This window comes from Blautia sp. MSJ-9 (genome assembly GCF_018919065.1).
Lineage (GTDB): Bacteria > Bacillota > Clostridia > Lachnospirales > Lachnospiraceae > Blautia_A.
The window spans coordinates 1-18,398 of the sequence record NZ_JAHLQG010000044.1 but is presented as its reverse complement, the minus strand read 5'-3'; the positions used below and the strand labels follow the sequence as shown (position 1 = coordinate 18,398).

Annotated in this window: 16 protein-coding genes and 1 other annotated feature; of the genes, 1 reads left to right on the top strand and 15 read right to left on the bottom strand. The window is 38.3% G+C overall.

The features are described 5' to 3' along the window. Positions 1 to 102: 102 nt before the first annotated feature. From KQI87_RS12650 to KQI87_RS12625, 6 genes are all read right to left on the bottom strand, one after another. A complete protein-coding gene (locus KQI87_RS12650; protein ID WP_216460462.1) occupies positions 103 to 1,482 on the bottom strand; it encodes a ThiF family adenylyltransferase in 1,380 nt (459 codons plus the stop codon). Continuing rightward, positions 1,475 to 2,497, bottom strand: coding sequence for a cyclic GMP-AMP synthase DncV-like nucleotidyltransferase (locus KQI87_RS12645; protein ID WP_216460461.1), 1,023 nt, complete (start codon positions 2,495 to 2,497; stop codon positions 1,475 to 1,477). The genes KQI87_RS12650 and KQI87_RS12645 overlap by 8 nt, the downstream gene beginning before the upstream one ends. 5 nt (positions 2,498 to 2,502) lie before the next feature. Beyond that, positions 2,503 to 3,135 (bottom strand): hypothetical protein, encoded by a 633-nt coding sequence (locus KQI87_RS12640; protein WP_216460460.1) that lies wholly within the window; start codon positions 3,133 to 3,135, stop codon positions 2,503 to 2,505. Next, positions 3,125 to 4,402, bottom strand: a complete 1,278-nt coding sequence (locus KQI87_RS12635) for an AAA family ATPase (RefSeq protein ID WP_216460459.1) — start codon at positions 4,400 to 4,402, stop codon at positions 3,125 to 3,127. The genes KQI87_RS12640 and KQI87_RS12635 overlap by 11 nt, the downstream gene beginning before the upstream one ends. 496 nt (positions 4,403 to 4,898) lie before the next feature. Further along, entirely contained in the window at positions 4,899 to 5,735 is an 837-nt protein-coding gene (locus tag KQI87_RS12630; protein WP_216460458.1) for a S8 family serine peptidase, read from the bottom strand. 194 nt (positions 5,736 to 5,929) lie between these two features. After that, on the bottom strand, positions 5,930 to 7,624 hold the full coding sequence (locus tag KQI87_RS12625) for a carbon starvation CstA family protein (RefSeq protein ID WP_216460457.1): 1,695 nt from the start codon (positions 7,622 to 7,624) through the stop codon (positions 5,930 to 5,932). 73 nt (positions 7,625 to 7,697) lie between these two features. Next, positions 7,698 to 7,940, bottom strand: a binding site (T-box leader). 263 nt (positions 7,941 to 8,203) lie between these two features. On the opposite strand from KQI87_RS12625, the gene KQI87_RS12620 reads away from it, so the two are divergent. Further along, on the top strand, positions 8,204 to 8,533 hold the full coding sequence (locus KQI87_RS12620; protein ID WP_216460455.1) for a hypothetical protein: 330 nt from the start codon (positions 8,204 to 8,206) through the stop codon (positions 8,531 to 8,533). Positions 8,534 to 8,586: 53 nt separating this feature from the next. Here the strand turns inward: KQI87_RS12620 and KQI87_RS12615 are convergent, their stop codons facing one another. From KQI87_RS12615 to KQI87_RS12575, 9 genes are all read right to left on the bottom strand, one after another. Next, entirely contained in the window at positions 8,587 to 9,561 is a 975-nt protein-coding gene (locus KQI87_RS12615; RefSeq protein ID WP_253292511.1) for a sugar-binding transcriptional regulator, read from the bottom strand. Positions 9,562 to 9,740: 179 nt separating this feature from the next. Next, positions 9,741 to 10,439, bottom strand: a complete 699-nt coding sequence (locus KQI87_RS12610) for an L-ribulose-5-phosphate 4-epimerase (protein ID WP_216460454.1) — start codon at positions 10,437 to 10,439, stop codon at positions 9,741 to 9,743. A gap of 109 nt (positions 10,440 to 10,548) precedes the next feature. Further along, complete coding sequence (locus tag KQI87_RS12605) at positions 10,549 to 11,586, bottom strand: hypothetical protein (protein WP_216460464.1); 1,038 nt, start codon at positions 11,584 to 11,586, stop codon at positions 10,549 to 10,551. Between the two features lie 38 nt (positions 11,587 to 11,624). Beyond that, positions 11,625 to 13,037 (bottom strand): PTS ascorbate transporter subunit IIC, encoded by a 1,413-nt coding sequence (locus tag KQI87_RS12600; protein WP_216460453.1) that lies wholly within the window; start codon positions 13,035 to 13,037, stop codon positions 11,625 to 11,627. Further along, positions 13,012 to 14,511 (bottom strand): FGGY-family carbohydrate kinase, encoded by a 1,500-nt coding sequence (locus KQI87_RS12595; protein ID WP_216460452.1) that lies wholly within the window; start codon positions 14,509 to 14,511, stop codon positions 13,012 to 13,014. Before KQI87_RS12595 ends, KQI87_RS12600 begins: the two co-directional genes overlap by 26 nt. 79 nt (positions 14,512 to 14,590) lie before the next feature. Next, positions 14,591 to 15,694 carry an L-ascorbate 6-phosphate lactonase gene (gene ulaG / locus KQI87_RS12590; RefSeq protein ID WP_119241413.1) on the bottom strand — a complete coding sequence of 368 codons (1,104 nt, stop codon included), beginning with the start codon at positions 15,692 to 15,694 and terminating at the stop codon, positions 14,591 to 14,593. 225 nt (positions 15,695 to 15,919) lie between these two features. Then, on the bottom strand, positions 15,920 to 16,765 hold the full coding sequence (locus KQI87_RS12585; protein WP_330655824.1) for an L-ribulose-5-phosphate 3-epimerase: 846 nt from the start codon (positions 16,763 to 16,765) through the stop codon (positions 15,920 to 15,922). Positions 16,766 to 16,877: 112 nt separating this feature from the next. Next, positions 16,878 to 17,249, bottom strand: coding sequence for a hypothetical protein (locus KQI87_RS12580; protein WP_216460451.1), 372 nt, complete (start codon positions 17,247 to 17,249; stop codon positions 16,878 to 16,880). 131 nt (positions 17,250 to 17,380) lie between these two features. Beyond that, the gene (locus KQI87_RS12575; RefSeq protein WP_216460449.1) at positions 17,381 to 18,163 is read right to left on the bottom strand and encodes a ZIP family metal transporter; all 783 of its coding nucleotides are present in this window, start codon (positions 18,161 to 18,163) and stop codon (positions 17,381 to 17,383) included. Positions 18,164 to 18,398: the final 235 nt, after the last annotated feature.

Here is an 18,398-nt window from a genome sequence, read left to right as displayed (position 1 = left end):
ATACTTTTTTTCTCAGACCGGCATACTGTGGCGGTCTTATTGAGATACCTATTTTTCAACCTGTATAAAATTTTCAATGTTCATCAAAATAAGCTTGACTTTTTATTTGCAGGCTTGTTTATTGTAGTCTATTGATAAAATATGACTGTTTTCACCACCAGCTTCTAGCCATGTATATATGACCTTTGCATTACACTTTTGTTCTTTCAGTATCTTATTCATTTCCCACTGAACAGTACTTGAGCCGACTGCAAAAAGAATTAAATCTGCTTTTTTCATCTCTGCAACAAGTAAATTCTTATCTATATTCTTTTCAACCGCATTAATATGAATCTCTGGATGAATACGCTCTAATTCACATTTCAAGCCAAACACTTTTGAATAATCCACCCACAAATCACTTATTGTATGCCTTAACAGATTTTCTTCTTCCAACAGTTCTTTATCGTATACCGTAAGCTTTCTCACTCCAGTTTTCACAAGCTCTTTTGCAATATAGCTTCCTAAAGAGCCTGCACCTATCAATAAAACTTTTTTATTCAATAATGTAATTTCATTTCCTATTTGTTTACAAAGATGATAATAATCCGTTCTCTTACTTACTATCGGTACTACCTCAACAATTTCTTGCTTTAGCTTGTTTAACAATGTATCATTCTCTGTACTTCTAAATTCTATAATTGCTGCAAAATCAATATAATTTCCATTAATCTCTATCTCAAACACAAGTCCTATATGCTTAGTTTTTATTTTTTCCAGTCCTAGCTTCACGTAACTTTCATGCGAAATACGATTAAACTGTTTTCCATAAATAAGCATTACAATATTTTCTGCAGTCCACTTTTTATCTCTGGTTGGCGGCAATACTCTACGTTTATCTGTAATTGGAATATAAAATACTGGAAGTTCTGGTAAATGTCTCCATTTTTTGCTTCCATTAACTTTCTTATTTGCATCATTTAAGCATATTCCATTTGCAACAAACCGAACTGCTCCATCATTACTTTTATAAGCATTTAATTTTTGAAATTCTCTTTCTTTTCCAATATATAGCCTGCAGATTCCTGTGTCTTCAGCTGTTTGATTCCAATAAAACAAAAATTCCTTTTGAAATTCTTCTTCTTTTTCAATATCAGATAATGATAATAAATGTATCAGCTTTTCAATGATATCTGTTATCTTCTCCTCAAAACTTTGCAAAAAAGGAATTGTACTGTCATTCTCATCCAAGCATACATACCTATATTTGTTCGCAAAATTTTTATCCATCGGAATACTTGTTGGCAAAATATGAGGATAATCATATTCGGTATCATTTTTTACAAAAATGAACGGACTGCTAGTATCCTGATCTATTTCTGGATACCAGCAGCCATATTCTTTCCCTCCTATTTCAAAAAACACAATGTTATCCTGTTGATCTGTAATCGTAATTTCTTCATACGAATCTAATATCTGAAAAACTACTTTCTTTTTATCCAAAGCTGTGCTCCTTTTTATTTTGGGGTATTGGAGAACTTGTTTGTTTTGCCGGAACTTTAAATTCTTCCCCCAGCACTTTTTTCACATAATTTCCTGCATCATGCTCAGATTCAACATTAACAGCATCTGTTAAATTCTGTACCGCTGTTGAAAGCCGATTATAAAACGTTACTCCATAACTATCGCTGGCATCTTTCATCTTCTGAAAAACATCTGTAAATGGTTCTACTGGAAGATATCTTGAAATATCTGCTTTCACAAGTTTTTCATCTTCATATGTTAATGTAAACATACTTTTCATATTTGACATTGTTTGCTGCAATGCCATTAGGTCGTCCTCCCCTTCTGATGTAGCAGAAGAAACAAAACAATCACAAGCTAAATATGTAAGTCCAATACTTGGTGGAACTTCATGATCTAATGTGGAATTTTCATATTTATCATTTCTCCACTTTTTAATATACCGAATTACTCGTCGCAACTGTTCATTTTTATTAATTTTCCCACATAAGTCATCGTTTAATCCTTTGGGGTCTGCTATTTCCCATAAATATTTTTCAGCAAACTCTTTTCCTCTTGCTAAATACACTTTATCATCGGTTTTTGCATATAAGGGCAAATCTATATGCATCCGTTCTACGCCCTTTTCATAATATGAAACATTTACACACGGTTCTTTTATTTTTACTGTTCTTGTGGCAACATGATTCACCGCATCTCTAAGATATCCTTTTATCCTTCTTGGATCTGGATATTCTTTAATATCTAAAGAAATCATAACAGCAACATCTCTATCAATAACTGAAGATTTAATTGTTGTACTATATTTATAACTTCCCTGGTCAAAAATCTCAATGTCACTTTTTTTCAATTCGATACCGTGGTCTTTCATCTCACTTGGAAATTTATCTTCAATATCTTTTTGTAAAGTATCTCTTTTTTCTTTCAGATCTTCACTTTCTCCATGAATACAAATTTCATCATAAAAATCTTTAAATTGTTTTTTCAATTTCATCCTAATTACTCCTCCAATTTTTTATTAATTTCATTTATCCAGCGATCATCCTCTGACGACAAGTATTTTACTAATTTGTCAAAATTGCTACTTCCAATAACTGTATCATCATTTTGCATCTCACATATTCGTCTATACATATCTTGATAATTTTCCGCAGTTATATGCTTCATTACCTCTTTTCTTTGATCTGCTCGTCCTTTATAATTCTCTACCCCTGTAAATTCTTTAATTATCGATGCATTAACTTTTTTTGCTGGAGATTTTAGTCTCACATCGGTCCAATGTTCCAAAATAATTTGCATTGTACAGGGATTACCGTATATAAGCACTTCCTTTGCTGCATTATCAATACCATGAAATACATTAATTTTTCTTTTAATGTCTTCATATTGTTCATATGGTTTTTTCTCAGTATCACAAAACACTAATACCACTTCAAATGAGCCATTTTGATAACGATCTTGGTATCTTGCAGGAATATTACCATTACCATCAGCATTATCAAGGAATACCTCATATTGCTCACTCCATACGCTAAGTTCTTTCAATTTGTTAAGATAGTCATACTCTTCATCCCCTTCGCAAATAATACATATTTTATCTTTTGAAAGGAAAGCTGGTAATCTACTCTTCATCCACAACCTCTCCTTTCTTGTTTCCTTTAATATCTAATAACGAATTAATCAGTTCCGGATCAGGTAATGCTCCCAAAGCTCCTTTTCGATATTTTTCCATTATATCTGTAGTATCTCTCACGCCTTGCTGTGCAGTAAAATCTGCTAAAGAATACACATACACTCCATCCTGATCTTTATGCACAAACCAAATTTGTTCCTTTCGGAACATTCTTTTACAATCCATAAGATTTATATCATGAACTGTAAATACCATCTGAGCATTAGTATTTAATTCATTATTAAACATTGCTACAATTGCTCTTGTAATTTTGAAATGAATACTGCTATCCAATTCATCCACTATAAGAATTCTTCCCTTTTCTAACCCTTCAATAATATAACTTGCTAACGCTGCAATTTTCTTTGTTCCGGTAGAATCAAATATAAGACTAGGAACTTTAACACCTTTATATGTTGAAACCAATCGAATCTGTTCCATTAATTTTTCTTTCATATTCAAAACTTCTTCATCTGGTTTTTCGTTTTCTGTTCGATCATCTACCTTTATCTGATCCATATCAACATATTCGAAATTATCCATATATAAATCGGCATTTTTTATAAATTCTACAACTTTTTTTTGTAAGTCACCTTTATTTTTCATTAACTCAATTGTTTTTTTCATTGGAATATTGTTCATATTGAGAATGTCTATTTTCTGAGCAAATTCAACAATTATTTTTTTCATTTTTTCTAAATGTTCAAATTTACTCGCATCAATTACATAGCAAAGAAGATTATTCGATGACATCAGTGGTATCATTAATAAAACATCCTGATCGATACAAGAATATCTTTGATTTACTATATCTTTTTCTAACCAAAGAATTTCTTTTTCATTCCCATACTGATCTTTCTGGATTTCTGAAAATTTTTCATACAAAAATTCTTCCTTCTGGGCATCGTAATGCAAATCATAAGAGAACTCTCTTCCTTCTGCTAAAAATGTAATCCCTAATTCGCAAACCGAATTTTTACTAAATAAATTAGGCATTAAATTCGTTTTTTTATTCAACAAGATTTTTTTAATTGCATTAAAACACTTAACAAGACATGTTTTTCCTGCATTATTAGGTCCATAAATCCCGGCAGTCTTTAAAATATTGAAATTGTTTTCTCTATACACATTAGATCCAAATTTCTTATTCCTCATATCCGCTTTCATTGAAAATACAATCTGGTCTTCAAACGAAAAACAGTTTTTTGCTCTTAATTCTATAATCATTATTCATTCCTCCAATTATGAGTGCTTTATAGTATTATAATATCACAAATTATTTTTTATGCAATATTTTTTCATATTTTTTATGCAATATTTTCCCATTATTAATTCCATCATCTAATTATTGATACAATAACTTATTTCTTTTAACACAATTTCTTCCGTAGCATTCCGAATATTATTGACTACAGCACCCATGCCATCTGATCACGGACTTTCAGTTCTTCTGTAATTGTCTGCCCTTCCATTCTTTCATTTTCCCGCTAATCTACTTCATTCAAATATGCTGTTAATTTGCCCGTCAGCAGATAGGAGGAATACACCCCTTGGTCGCTGAGATTGATAAGGATACAAAAGAGAACTTTCGTACACGTTCCCAGCAGATCAATATGATCCTGACCGAGTATTATAAGACCAGAATGACAACCAATCATGAATCCGATTAAACACTGAATCTCCTGAAAACACAGGAAATATCAGTGTTTTCTTATGTTTTCCCTTAATTATAAGGTTCATGGGATCCATAATTATTTCCAAAACTGAGATTAATTGCCATTGGCCGTCCCATAGTCAGTGCCTGCCGCACCAGATAATCAATCCCCTGTATCAGCTCCGTAGTCCTGGGAAAGGAGTTCTCTCTGGGAATTCCCATTTTCACAACCAGCAGATCACTTTCATAGGCAACTCCCTGATTCACCCCATCTGATGCCCTCCCATTTCCTGCTGCAATTCCCAGCACGGAAGTTCCATGTCCACTGTAATCTGAAGATGGAACAAGACGCCTGCCCTGGTTTTCTCCAAGTGCAAGCGCCTCATCGATCTGCTCTTTCGTATATTCAGTTCCTGTCACATACCCCTGAGGTGGATTTCCCTGTATGCTCTGATCCCATAAACGTAAAATTCTGCTGCTCCCATCTGCATTTCGGAAATCAGGGTGAAAATAATCCACTCCTGAATCCACAACTCCTGTCAGGATTCCTTTTCCCGTCAGTCCATTCCTGCCGGTCTGCACTGTGCGGATGCAGCTCGCTCCCTTCGCCTGAAACAATTCAAAATACAGGCGTTTGGGTTTCTCCATAAATTCCACCTGCACTCTGTGGGAATACTCATCAATCTCACTTTCCGGCAAAGTTACCACTGCATAACCGCCTAACAATGGCACTACCTGAATTCCATTTCCAGCCAGACCACTTTCCGGTCCGCTGTACTTTATGATCACATCCCATAGCCTGGTTGCAGGATCATATCCTATGTTAAGATTTCCTGACTTTCTACGCTCCTGTGGGGTTGCATCCATTGCAAGATTTAAAAGGTTATCTATTTTCTGGTCTGGCATAAATAATTCCTTTTCATTGTACACTTACTTATATTATATATGTATTCTATGAGAATTGCAGGAGCTACTTCATGGCAAAGCAATTTTCTAAAGGCGCAACTATTATTTTAGGATATTCACTTCTATCAGCATTCCAGTGTCTTTTTTCAGGTTTTTATTTTGATGTAAAAATATCAACAGTTTTATTTCATATATTATGCAGTCTGTTTTTCATCATTTTTTTCAAAAAGCTTCTTCACTCCCTGGATTGCTACCAATACACCAAGGATCAGCAGTAACACTGCAAAGATAAGCTGTAAGGTATTTCCAAGATCCAGGCCTGTGGTAAATAATGCTTTTGTAAGCTTACTGATGGTCATACCCAGTGCAGTAAAGGTAACTGCCATCATAAATACCATAGGAATCCAGAGCATGCAGCCCTGGCGTTTTGTTTTCTTTAAAAATACTGCGCAGGCTACAAGGGCAAGTACAGATAACAGCTGATTGGCAGAACCAAACAGTGGCCAGATTTCTGCATATCCAACCTTTGTAAGCAGATAGGCAAGTACCAGTGTAATGATTGTTGCAAAATATTTATTGGTTACTACTTTTAAGAACGGGCTCATATTTTCCTCGTCTGTATCAGAATCAAGGAAAAATTCCTGGAATGACAGACGTCCCACTCTGGCTACTGAATCAAGAGAGGTCAGTGCAAAGGCTGATACAGCCAGATTGATCAGTGTAAATACAAGTGAATGTGGCAAACCGATTACAGAAAGGAAGTTTGCAATAGCACCTGCAAATATCTGCGGCTGAGTAGTAAGTCCCTGTGCTGCTGCCTCACCATCTGCAAAGGATGCAACAGCGATCAGTGCAATAATTGCCAGCATACTTTCCATAAGCATTGCACCAAAGGAAACCGGAAGCATGTTCTTTTCATTTTTGATCTGTTTTGATGCAGTACCGGAGGATACCAGTGAATGGAAGCCTGAAACTGCACCGCAGGCAATTGTCACAAAAAGAATAGGGAACATATACTGTCCATCCACATTGAAGCTTGTAAATGCCTTAAGATTACAGGATGGATTGGCTGCAAATACACCGATAACCGCGCCAACGATCATAAAGATCAGCAGATAACTGTTCAGATAATCACGGGGCTGGAGTAATGCCCATACAGGGGCAACACTGGCTACCAGAATATATGCAAAGATAATAATATGCCAGGTTCCAAGACTTACATATACCGGGAATTTAAGTCCCAGCGCGATTGCAAGCACTAATAATAAAATAGCTACTGCAGTATTGATCCATTTGTTAAACTTCGAATATTTAAGGAAAAATCCCAGTCCCACTGCCTCAATGATAAATAACATGGAAGTCGTTGCAACTGCTCCGTTTGCTGCTACTTTGGTAACGGTTCCTGCATTATCTGTCACAAATCCGTTAAAGGTTCCTGCCACAACATCTGCAAATGCTGCAACAACCAGAATACAGAACAGCCAGCAGAATAAAAGAAATAATTTCTTTCCCAGTTTTCCGATATAGGCTTCAATGATATATCCGATTGTACGGCCTTTGTTCTTTACAGAAGCATACATGGATGCAAAATCCTGAACTGCTCCGAAAAACACACCGCCGACCAGGATCCAGAGCATAACCGGAAGCCAGCCAAAAATTGCTGCCTGGATCGGTCCGTTGATAGGACCTGCACCTGCTATGGATGCAAACTGATGACCAAATACCACATTGGTATCAGCCGGTACATAATCCACTCCATCCTCCATCTCATATGCCGGTGTTTTTGCTTTTGGGTCAATGCCCCATTTGTTCTGGAGATAACGGCCATACAGAAGATATGCTCCACCAAGCACTACAATGGCTATTATCATCATTACTATTCCACTCATAATATCTTCCCTCTTCTTTCTTTTATATTATATATATAAAAAAACGCCCCTGCTATCCAATTTCCAATTGAATAGCAAAGGCGGAATATTCCGTGGTACCACTTTGTATTATTATACCTGTCACCAGATACAATCTCTTAACACTGTCTGAGTCAAACAGCTTCTCCTGTAACGTGAAGACCACGTCCCGGCTTACTATAGATTTCAGCGGGATGCTCCCGGGTGATATCACAAAACACCATCTGCCGCATCTCACCTGCCTGCGACTCTCTGTAATCCGGTTCCTTCTGTGACCTGTCCTGTTCTATGCATTTCTCTTTTTTATTTATCTAAAGTTTTACTCTTTTTTTTATAAAATATCAAGAAATAATTTATATGTATTTTACAATTATAGATGTGTATTTTTATGCAATATATACAATTATGAAAACAAACTGCGCTTTTCTTGTACTGTCTCTGTCCTCTGCGTATAACAGAAACAGAAAATTTTACAGAGATTTTTCATTAGCGAGCATGTGTATTTTACAAACTGTTTCTATAATAGTAATCAAAGAATTGAAAGAGAAAAGAGGAATCATTATGTATCAGACATTATGGAATTCTATTAATCAACAGGTAAAAGCCTCACATGCTTCCGCAGCTTTTCTGGCTGTTTCACTTATCGGATGGACAACAATCGGTCTTCTGGCAGGATTTTTGATCTGCATGATCGGCGGTATGTCCTTCGTTACAAAGATAACTGTTGTCCTTTGCAGTGGCGGATATACAGGACTGATTCTTGGTTTCTTTGGCGGTATTTTATATCTGTACAGATCAGAACCCCGCCATTTGACTGACTCTACCACCTCACAGTTTTCCACTACTGTTTCTAAAATATCTCTCAACGCCAAAACAGCTGCCCGGTCATAAATCGGACAGCTATTTTGCTACATTCTTACTTATAATACAGGTTTTGTATAAACTTAACGATACTCTTCCAGCAATTTCTCTCCACAGGCAGAATCAATAATCAGCGTATTAATAAAACCACCTCGCAAAGCGCCAGCAACAGCAGCTGCTTTTGCTTCTCCATAAGCAACACAGACTACATTTTTACACCTCTCCAGATCATCATACCCAATTCCTATCATTCTGTCATTTAAGGAAGTATTGATTTCTTTCCCTTTGATATCATAGAAATGACCGCCAATATGTCCAATCGCTCCTTTATTTCCCAGAAGATGAAAAGTGCTTTCCCCAAGGTAATTCTCCCAGGTTTTATATTCCACAGAACCAACACTTGTCAGAATTACATCTGCATTCTGTGCAAGCTGCAGAGCTGTTTTAATGGTATCATCCTGAATAAGGATTTCTTTTAATTCTTTATTTTTCACAAAAAGGGGGGCATAGATATACTGATATGTTCCACCGTATGCAGAAGCCAGGTCTTTTGCCAGATCCATGGCATCCCGTTCCGGACGTTTCACATTTGAGGCACCCATAATCGGAACCACTGTAATAGGAATATTTTTCTTATTATTTGCATCAATATATTTCACTATATGATAAAGAGTATTTCCCCATGAAATTCCTACTACCATCTTTTCTTTAACAACAGAATCCAGATAATATGCGGAAACTTCTGACAGGCGGCTGGTAATCTGCTCCTTGCTGATATCTCTTGAGGAAACAGCTCTTACTGTTTTGACACCGTAAGTCTGCTGAATTTCTTTTTCCAGATTCAGGTCACGTTCCCAGGGTTCTTTAATGGAAATTTCTACAATACCGAGTTCTCTTGCTTCTTTCAGCATTCTGGAAATTTTGGATCTGGATGTATACATCCTGTCTGCAATTTCGTTTTGTGTCATTTCTGAATTGTAATATAAATTCGCTACCGTGGCCAGAATGCTCCATTTCTCCTGGACAGTCATATTTTCATATTTTTTCATGTCTTCCATTGCTGTTCCATATCCCTTTCCATTATATCAGTATCAAAAGAGGTTTTAACTCTGACATCATTATATTCGAAAAAAGGATAGTTTGTAAAGTCTCTGCAGACTTTCACAAACTATCCTCTATTTCTGCCTTTTCCATTTTTATGGTCTGACTTTTCTGATTACACGTGCTATATTACATTTCACACATTCTGTCCGTAGTATGCATTTGCACCGTGTTTTCTATAATAATGTTTATCCTGTAATTCCTGCGGTGCAGGTTTTACCTGTGGATTGATAAGTTCGGCATGCATTGCCATTTTGGCACATTCTTCAAGGACTACTGCATTGTGAACTGCTTCCATACCGTCTTTTCCCCAGGTGAATGGACCATGGTTTTTGCATAAAACTGCCGGAACTGCAAGAACATTTTTTTTCATTTTCCTGAATTCATTTACAATCAGAAGACCTGTATTTTGCTCATATGACTGGTCAATTTCTTCTTTTGTAAGGCATCTGAGACATGGGACTTCTCCGTAAATATAATCTGCGTGAGTGGTACCATAGCATGGGATGTCTCTTCCTGCCTGCGCCCAGCTTGTTGCATAGGACGAGTGAGTATGCACAATACCTCCGATTTCCGGAAATGCTTTGTAAAGTTCAATATGAGTCGGAGTATCGGAGGATGGATTATATTTGCCCTCAATTTTATTGCCATTCAGATCCATGATTACCATATCCTCTGGTTTCAGATTTTCATATGGTACACCACTTGGTTTGATGGCAAAATATCCACTTTCTCTGTCAATTTCGCTGACATTTCCCCATGTGAATGTTACCAGACCATGTGCCGGAAGCTGCATGTTCGCTTCATATACACGCTGTTTCAGTTCTTCTAACATTATCTGTTTTCCTTTCTATAATCAACTACATTATTCACTCTCTGCTGTCCAAATCATAAATAAAAAAGTTAACTCTGGCATCAAAAATCAAAGAACAGTTTTAACCTTTTTAGTCAAATTCATACATAGCAATCTCATTAATTTCACGGTTTGTAGAAATCACATAATCTTTCCCATCCTTATGGAATCCATAAGCATTGGCCGGACCACAGTCGTGATCTATCAGTTCTGCGTGATACTGTCCGTTTTCCCAGCAGAATTTCAGGAGATCTCTGTTTCCTTTTCTGTGACCGATCATGACTACCGGTTTTCCCTGGATTTCCCCGCTCCAGATTGCATGGAGAAATTCGATTTTCTCCGGATATTCATAGTCAAGTTCATATTTCCCGTCTTTTTCTCTGTAGATCAGAACAGTGTCACCGTGGAATGGAGATAATACCAGCAATTCATCTTTTCCGTCTCCGTCAAAGTCGATGAGAGTGGCATCGCTTGCAGGAGTTTCCAACAGGGTTTCTATTGTCCATTCCGGGTTTGCAGATGTGGGCGGATAGAAACGGAATACTCCACCATCACAACAGACGATAGATGACATTTTTCCATCTCTTACTACTCTGTAGTATCCGTGGTTTTTCAGCATATTATCTTTAATTACTTCCAGTTTCAGTTGATGTTTATCATCAAAGCTGCTGAGATCATCCGGAAGAAGTGCTACATATACTTTTCCAGGGCTTGACCAGTCATCCTTGTATTCATGCCCGGATTTGAGACAGCATGCGATCAGGTAATGTTTTCCCTCGCTTTCAATGATATCAAATCTGTGTACAAACGGCAGATCTGTCAGAGTGCGGATTTCCCATTCTCCATCCTTTGGTGTAGCGATGATAATCTTTGCTTCTTTGGAATCATTAGGAGAATAGAATTTATGGGTTGCCAGAAACTGTCCGTCTGTTCCCGGAACCTGCACCATTGTCATAACTCCGCCAGGACCCTCCCATACGGTCTCTTCTTCCTTTCCATTGATATCAAACAGAATACATCTGTCAGTTTTTTCTGCTGCTACCAGAATGTGGTCTGCATTTTTATAATGTAATGGAGCTATGGAATAACATTTTTCCAGATTTGCCAGTACTTTTTTATTCATTGTGATTACTTCCTTTCTGAATCAGATACTCTTGCCTGATTCATCTAAAAATAATTTTCTTTATCTGATTTTGCATACTGGATCTGCGGAACCAGAAGCATCAGTATGATAGCGATGATCGCACCTGGAAGTCCGAGACATTTCAGCAGTGCAGAAATTCCAAGCCATACAGTCGAGAAGTCAGTTGTTCCATGCCATCCGCCATATGGTACCAGTTCTACAAGCCATACAGTAACTGCACCCAGCAGTACCTGAATCAGGCCACAGATAAACGGGATGATCATGGCTGCTTTTACACCGCCCCGTTTGTTTGCAAAAATAGCGATAATAGCGTTATCAAAGAATACGGTAGTAAATCCCATGATAATGATAACCGGAGAATGGAACACGATGAGTCCCAGAATTGCAATCACCTGTCCTACCATTCCACAGAGAAATCCGATGGTTACTGCATTTCCCGGTGCATAGTTGAATGCAACCGCGCAGTCTACTGCCGGAACTGCACCCGGGAGAAGTTTATCTGAAATTCCCTTGAACGACGCTGTCAGTTCACCTACAAAGAGCTTCACACCCATATTTAAAATCTGAAGGTATACGGTAAAATATAATGACTGAATCAGAATATATACCGGAAAAGCCGTTGTTTCTGCAAATCCGCTGTCAATCTGGCGCATGAAATCTTCACCGAGGATTGCCATGATGGTTCCGAAAAACACAAGCATTAAAGTAGATGTTGCAGTAATGTTGTCCTCAAACATCTTGAGGAATCCCGGAAATTTAAGGTTTTCAATGGAGTTTTCTTTTTTTCCGAATATGTGTGCTACTTTATCCGTGATCCATACTGCAACCATCTGCTGATGCCCAATTGCAAATCTGTCTTTTCCGTCTGTAAGGTTGAGACAGGCATCTACTGTAAGATTGGAGCTGACTGCCTGATAAGTACCTACCAGCATTCCTACCAGGATCGCACCTGTAATATTTCTCAAATATGGAATAAACAGAAATACGATCCAGGTAACTGTAGTAGCCTGCTGCACCATAATATGTCCGGTAAGAAGAAGTGTTCTCAGCTTCGTCCACTTTTTGAAAATCAGTAAAATAATATTCCATATAAATGCAATGAGAAGTGATGTCATTGCCCATGCAGCGGAACAGCCGATGCTCTCTAATGCTTCATTTGCAGCATTCAGTCCGAAATACGGATCAATTACAACTGCATTTAACTGAAATCTTTCATTTAATCCCACAAGAATCGGACGGAATGTGGTGATCAGTCCGTTGGCACCTACCATCAGGATCAGGTAGCCGATCACACCCTTAAAAAATCCGCCTACACATTCATACCATTTTTTTCGCTGAAGAATATATCCAAGTAAAATGATCAAACCTACAAAAAGCTCTGCTCTTGTCAGGATATTACTTGTTAAAAAATTAAATATGGAATTCAAACTTGCCATCTTTTTGCTTCTCCCCCCACGCTCTCTTATAAATACGGTTCATCTGTGCCCTGTATCTTTCATATTCCAGAATCTTTTTATCATCCGGAAGATAAATTTTCACTTCGTCTTGACGGCTGATACACTCAAATGCTTTTTCTACATTCTCAAAAATTCCCATTGCTGTGGCTGCGATCATAAGTGCACCTCTGGCTGTAGCATCTGCTTTTCCCCTGCGTATGATCTTCATACCATAGACATTGGTCTGTATGTCATTGAATGGAGCGCTGTTGGAAAGACCTCCGTTGATGTAGATATCAGAGACTTTTACATATTTGTTCATAATATCGATTCCATTGCGGATTTCATAGCAGATTCCCTCCAGAAGACTTCTCAGCATATCCTGCTTTGTTGTTCCGAGAGTTACATTTGCAAACTCTGCTTTTGCCATATTGTTCCAGTCCGGTGTGGATCTTCCCATAAAGTATGGAACACAGAGACATCCGTGTGAACCGATCGGTGTCTGTTCTACTTCACGGTTAATCTCATCAAAAGAACTGTCCGGATAGAACTGTCTTCTGAACCAGTCAAATGCAGAACAGCAGGTTAATACACTGGATTCCAGAATATACTGGCCTTTTACAGATGAGAAGTTGCAGATTGCATCCTGTTCCAGATTTTCCGGCACCTGATCTGTTGCTGTGATAAGATAGCCACCTGTTCCGGTTGTTACAGACATGACACCTTTTTTGACTACTCCCTGTCCGATGGCTCCACACTGCTGGTCACCTCCGGCTGTAATCACAGGAATTCCTCCCTGACATCCCGTGATCTCTGCAAAGGCTTTTGTAATATGTCCGCAGACACTTCCCGGCTCTACCAGTTCGCACAATTTTTCTTTTTCTACATGAAAAATTTCCAGAAGTTCATCATCCCATTCATGAGTACGGATGTTCATCAGAAGTGAACGACTTCCATATGTATAATCTGTGCAGATACGTCCGGTCATCAGATAAATGAGATAATCCGGGATGACCATGAATTTATATGTTTTTGCATAGATTTCCGGACGTTCTTCACGGATCCACATCATCTTGGAGCCTGAAAACACCGGATTGACTCTGGAACCGCATAGAGAAAATACCTTGTCATTCAGGTTTTCCATAGATTCGCAGATATGATTTGTTCTTTTATCCTGCCACATGATTGCATTACTCAGCGGACGGATATTCTCATCTACCGGAATTACAGAAGAACGCTGTGAAGTAATGGAAATTGCATCAATCTTCTCTCCCATATTCTCAGCTTCTGCTACGGACTGTTTCAAAATGCTGTATAGTGCATTTTCCCAGTCTGCCGGATTCTGTTCTACCCAACTGTTTTCCAGATAGGTTGCCTGATAGAATTCCTGTTTCTCTGTCAGACATTTCCCCTGATGTTCAAAAAGTATTCCTCGCATACTTGATGTTCCTACATCAATTACCAATACATTCATCCCAAATTTCTCCTCATATACTTTCTATTTTTCTCTCACATAATAAACCCTTACCGACCGTCTCCAGACAATTCTGTTTTTACAGGCAGGAACGGAACGGAATATTCTGCGGTGCTTCGAAGCAGTCTTCAAATCCTCTTCTGTGGTGATAGTAAATCTTGTCCTTGTCTGCCGGGTATGTATATTTGCCGCCTACCTGCCAGAAGAACGGATGGAATTTATATTCATTTCTGTCTTTCTTGAAATCATACAGAACCTTGATCTCATCGCAGTCTGCCTGGAAATTTGTCCATACATCCCAGTGGATCGGAACAACTACTTTACATTTCAGATTTTCTGCCATGCGAAGGATATCGATAGATGTCATCTTATCCTGCATACCGATAGGATTTTCTCCAAATGAACCGAATGCTACATCAATATCATAGTCTTTTCCGTGTTTTGCAAAGTAGATGGAGAAGTGTGAATCTCCGGAATGATAAATATTTCCGCCTGGTGTCTTTACCAGATAGTTAACTGCTTTGTCGTCCATGTCTGTCGGGCACACACCTGTAAGTTCTTCTCTGTCCGGACCTGTGGAATCTGTTGTTACGATACAGGTTCTGTCAAAGGAATCCAGCGCTACAATCTCGATGTCTTTGATCTTAATGGTGTCACCAGGTTTTACTGTGATGCAGCGTTCTGCCGGAACACCCCATTTCTGCCAGAGTTCTACGGATTTCTTTGGTCCGATAAATGGCACCGGAATTTCTTTTCCGTTTTCATCTGTAGTTGTCATTCCACTGTTGATCACATGTGCCGCCCACTCCGGTGACATATGATCCTGATGATAATGTGTGGCAAGAACTGCATCTACTTTCTTAAATGCAAATGGATCAATTACAAATGGAACGTTTCTCAGGTTTGGCTGCATGGCTCTTCCTCCACACATGTTTGCCATCTGATGTCCGACTTTCATTTTTCCATCACCGTGTGTACGTTTTCCGTTTCCGCACCAGAGGTCAATGGTAATGTTTGTGTCTGCCGGTGTCTTGAACCATACACCTGTACATCCTAACCACCACATTGCTACATTTCCCGGCGCTACTACTTCGTTCTCAATATCTTCTACTAACCACGTACCCCATTCCGGAAAAGTACTTTCAATCCAGCTCTGTCTTGTCATTTCACTAATCTTACTCATGAATCTCTCTCCTTTTGATTATAACGTTTTTCTCTTGTTGAGAGTATATTATCACCTGCATTTTTATATTTCAACATATTTTCACTATCTGCACAAATGTGCAATTTACATTTTTTCAGTGTTTGAACATTTGTAATTTACAGTGAACAAAAAAGAGAAAGAAAAGAACATCTATCATTCTTCGCTTTCTCTTTTATTAATTGTTTATGTTTCCAACTGCTTAATTTATGCTTCTCTGTCCAGAAGTGTACGCATACTCTGATTTGCAAAACAGATATCTTCTTTCCAGTTCTCTTTTCCTACGTCCCATAATTCAGTTACGTAGCGACGAACCCCCAGACTCCATGCTGTGTTGATGATTTTTTCAAACTGTACATGGCCTGTGAGGAAAGGAACTTCGCGGAAGATTCCCGGTTTTGTTTCTTTCAGATGGAGTGCGATCAGCTTTCCTTTACCCAGGGAGAGATCTTCGCATACATCGTGTTGATTCTCTACTGCTGCGTTTGTAATATTTCCTGCATCCGGGTAGATTTTCAGATATGCGGAATCTACCATGTTTACATACTGGACTGCCTTTCCGGTAGTGTTCATAAAATTGTTCTCCATGGTTTCAAATCCTACCAGAATTCCCTCGCGTTCTGCGATTTCTGCAATCTTTTTTACATTTTCCAGAAAGTATTTCTTTGTTTCTACAGTGGATTCTCCAAAGTAAATATCATATCCCGGAATCATAACTGTACGCACACCCAGATCAACAGCAAGCTCTATGGATTTCTCTGCAATCTGCATTGCTTTCTTTCGGATTTCTTCGTCCGGATCGCCCAGCGCATATTTTGTCAGGGCACTTACACTCATGGAACCAATCGGAAGTCCCGCCTGAAATACAGCTTCCATAATTTCTTTTTTTTCTGCTGTATTCATGAAGATGCGGTTGATTTTTTCATCTGTAGCATCTATACACATTTCCATATAATCATATCCACATTCTTTTGCACATCCTAGTTTTTCACTCCATGATAATGTATTTCTCATAGCTTTCTCATATAATCCAATCTCATACTTTTTCATCATGCAATCTCCCTTGTATTACCCCAACACTCATTTACTTGTGATTTCGATTGCATGATAGCATTTCAGATTCTGGTTTTCAACATATTTTCATCCAATGCACATATGTGCAATTTTAACATCTTCCACAGTTTCTGCATGGATTGCATTTGGCTTTTTTTATATGCGGATACCATTCATGGATTTCCGGTAATGGATCGCCTTTTTTCCATTCTTTTACACTATAGTGATCCGTAAAAAACATTTTTTCCCCAAAGTATTCTATTTCCAGTGGATAGATTGTAATTTTTTCAGGATTCATACAGCTTTGACAGATTCTGGGGGACAATATCTGATCTCCAAATGATACTGCCTGATCCATAGTAATGATCTGCATATGATTTTCGCTGATATATTCTATTTTTTGTTCTGCTACACATGTGTATGCTGAGGGAATTTTCACTTTGTTGATCGTAAATATCCCTGCAGGAGTTTCTGCTGTTTTCATTAATCTGCCACCTCTAATTTCTGTCTATAGCGATTCTCAGAAATAAAGCATTATTTTGATGATCACTATAATCCTATACAGCTTACTATAGTACTCTCTACATATTCTGTCCATAGTGCATTATTATCTGTTTATCCAAGTGCTACATCCAGTATCATCATCAGAGAGAATCCTATGGCAAAGAAAAGGGTTCCTATGTTGGAATGTTCTCCGGCAGACATTTCGGGTATGAGTTCTTCCACTACTACATAGAGCATAGCTCCGGCAGCGAAGCTTAAAAGATATGGAAGTGCCGGGACAATGAGGCCGGCGGCCAGGATCGTGAGAACTGCACCGATAGGTTCTACAATCCCGGACAGGACTCCTCCTGCAAAGGCTTTGGTTTTTCCCATTCCCTCAGAACGCAGGGGCATAGAAATAATGGCTCCCTCGGGAAAGTTCTGAATAGCGATCCCAATAGAAAGGGCCATAGCTCCCATTATAGTAATCTGGGCGTGACCTGTTAAATAGCCTGCGTATACGACTCCTACTGCCATTCCCTCCGGAATATTATGCAGAGTTACTGCAAGAACCAGCATGGTAGTTTTCTGAAGTTTGCTCTTCGGACCTTCTGCCTTGTTACTGTTCTGGTGAAGATGCGGGATCATGTGATCCAGCAAGAGCAAAAAAAGCACCCCTATCCAAAATCCCACTGCTGCCGGTACAAATGAAAACTTTCCCAGTCCGGAAGACTGTTCAATTGCCGGGATCAGCAGACTCCATATGGAAGCCGCAACCATAACTCCTGCTGCAAAGCCGGTAAGTGCCCTTTGGATCTGTTCATTCAGATTCTTCTTCATGAAAAATACGCAGGCAGCTCCTGCAGAAGTTCCAAGAAAGGGAATCAGAATTCCATAGAATACATTTATATCCATTGATTTATTCCTCCTATTTTTATTTGTATGCAAATAAAAGAAATATGTTCTTGTTATTTGTTTGATTCGGTTAGCCTATCCTAACTCTAATCAGTATATCAGATTTTTTGACAAATAAACCTGCTAACAAAAGTCAAGTACTTTTAAGCAGGTTTTTAAAATTATTTCTTTAATCTATTTTTGTGTACAACAAGAAGACTGGCGTTATTTCCAGTCTGTATAATTACATCAGATG

Excerpts from the sequence above, each read along its gene's own strand:
- KQI87_RS12645 (WP_216460461.1), bottom strand. The coding sequence starts at position 2,497 with ATGAAATTGAAAAAACAATTTAAAGATTTTTATGATGAAATTTGTATT.
- KQI87_RS12640 (WP_216460460.1), bottom strand. The coding sequence starts at position 3,135 with ATGAAGAGTAGATTACCAGCTTTCCTTTCAAAAGATAAAATATGTATT.
- KQI87_RS12635 (WP_216460459.1), bottom strand. The coding sequence starts at position 4,402 with ATGATTATAGAATTAAGAGCAAAAAACTGTTTTTCGTTTGAAGACCAG.
- KQI87_RS12630 (WP_216460458.1), bottom strand. The coding sequence starts at position 5,735 with ATGCCAGACCAGAAAATAGATAACCTTTTAAATCTTGCAATGGATGCA.
- KQI87_RS12625 (WP_216460457.1), bottom strand. The coding sequence starts at position 7,624 with ATGAGTGGAATAGTAATGATGATAATAGCCATTGTAGTGCTTGGTGGA.
- KQI87_RS12620 (WP_216460455.1), top strand. The coding sequence starts at position 8,204 with ATGTATCAGACATTATGGAATTCTATTAATCAACAGGTAAAAGCCTCA.
- KQI87_RS12615 (WP_253292511.1), bottom strand. The coding sequence starts at position 9,561 with ATGGAAGACATGAAAAAATATGAAAATATGACTGTCCAGGAGAAATGG.
- KQI87_RS12610 (WP_216460454.1), bottom strand. The coding sequence starts at position 10,439 with ATGTTAGAAGAACTGAAACAGCGTGTATATGAAGCGAACATGCAGCTT.
- KQI87_RS12600 (WP_216460453.1), bottom strand. The coding sequence starts at position 13,037 with ATGGCAAGTTTGAATTCCATATTTAATTTTTTAACAAGTAATATCCTG.
- KQI87_RS12595 (WP_216460452.1), bottom strand. The coding sequence starts at position 14,511 with ATGAATGTATTGGTAATTGATGTAGGAACATCAAGTATGCGAGGAATA.
- ulaG (WP_119241413.1), bottom strand. The coding sequence starts at position 15,694 with ATGAGTAAGATTAGTGAAATGACAAGACAGAGCTGGATTGAAAGTACT.
- KQI87_RS12585 (WP_330655824.1), bottom strand. The coding sequence starts at position 16,765 with ATGATGAAAAAGTATGAGATTGGATTATATGAGAAAGCTATGAGAAAT.
- KQI87_RS12580 (WP_216460451.1), bottom strand. The coding sequence starts at position 17,249 with ATGAAAACAGCAGAAACTCCTGCAGGGATATTTACGATCAACAAAGTG.
- KQI87_RS12575 (WP_216460449.1), bottom strand. The coding sequence starts at position 18,163 with ATGGATATAAATGTATTCTATGGAATTCTGATTCCCTTTCTTGGAACT.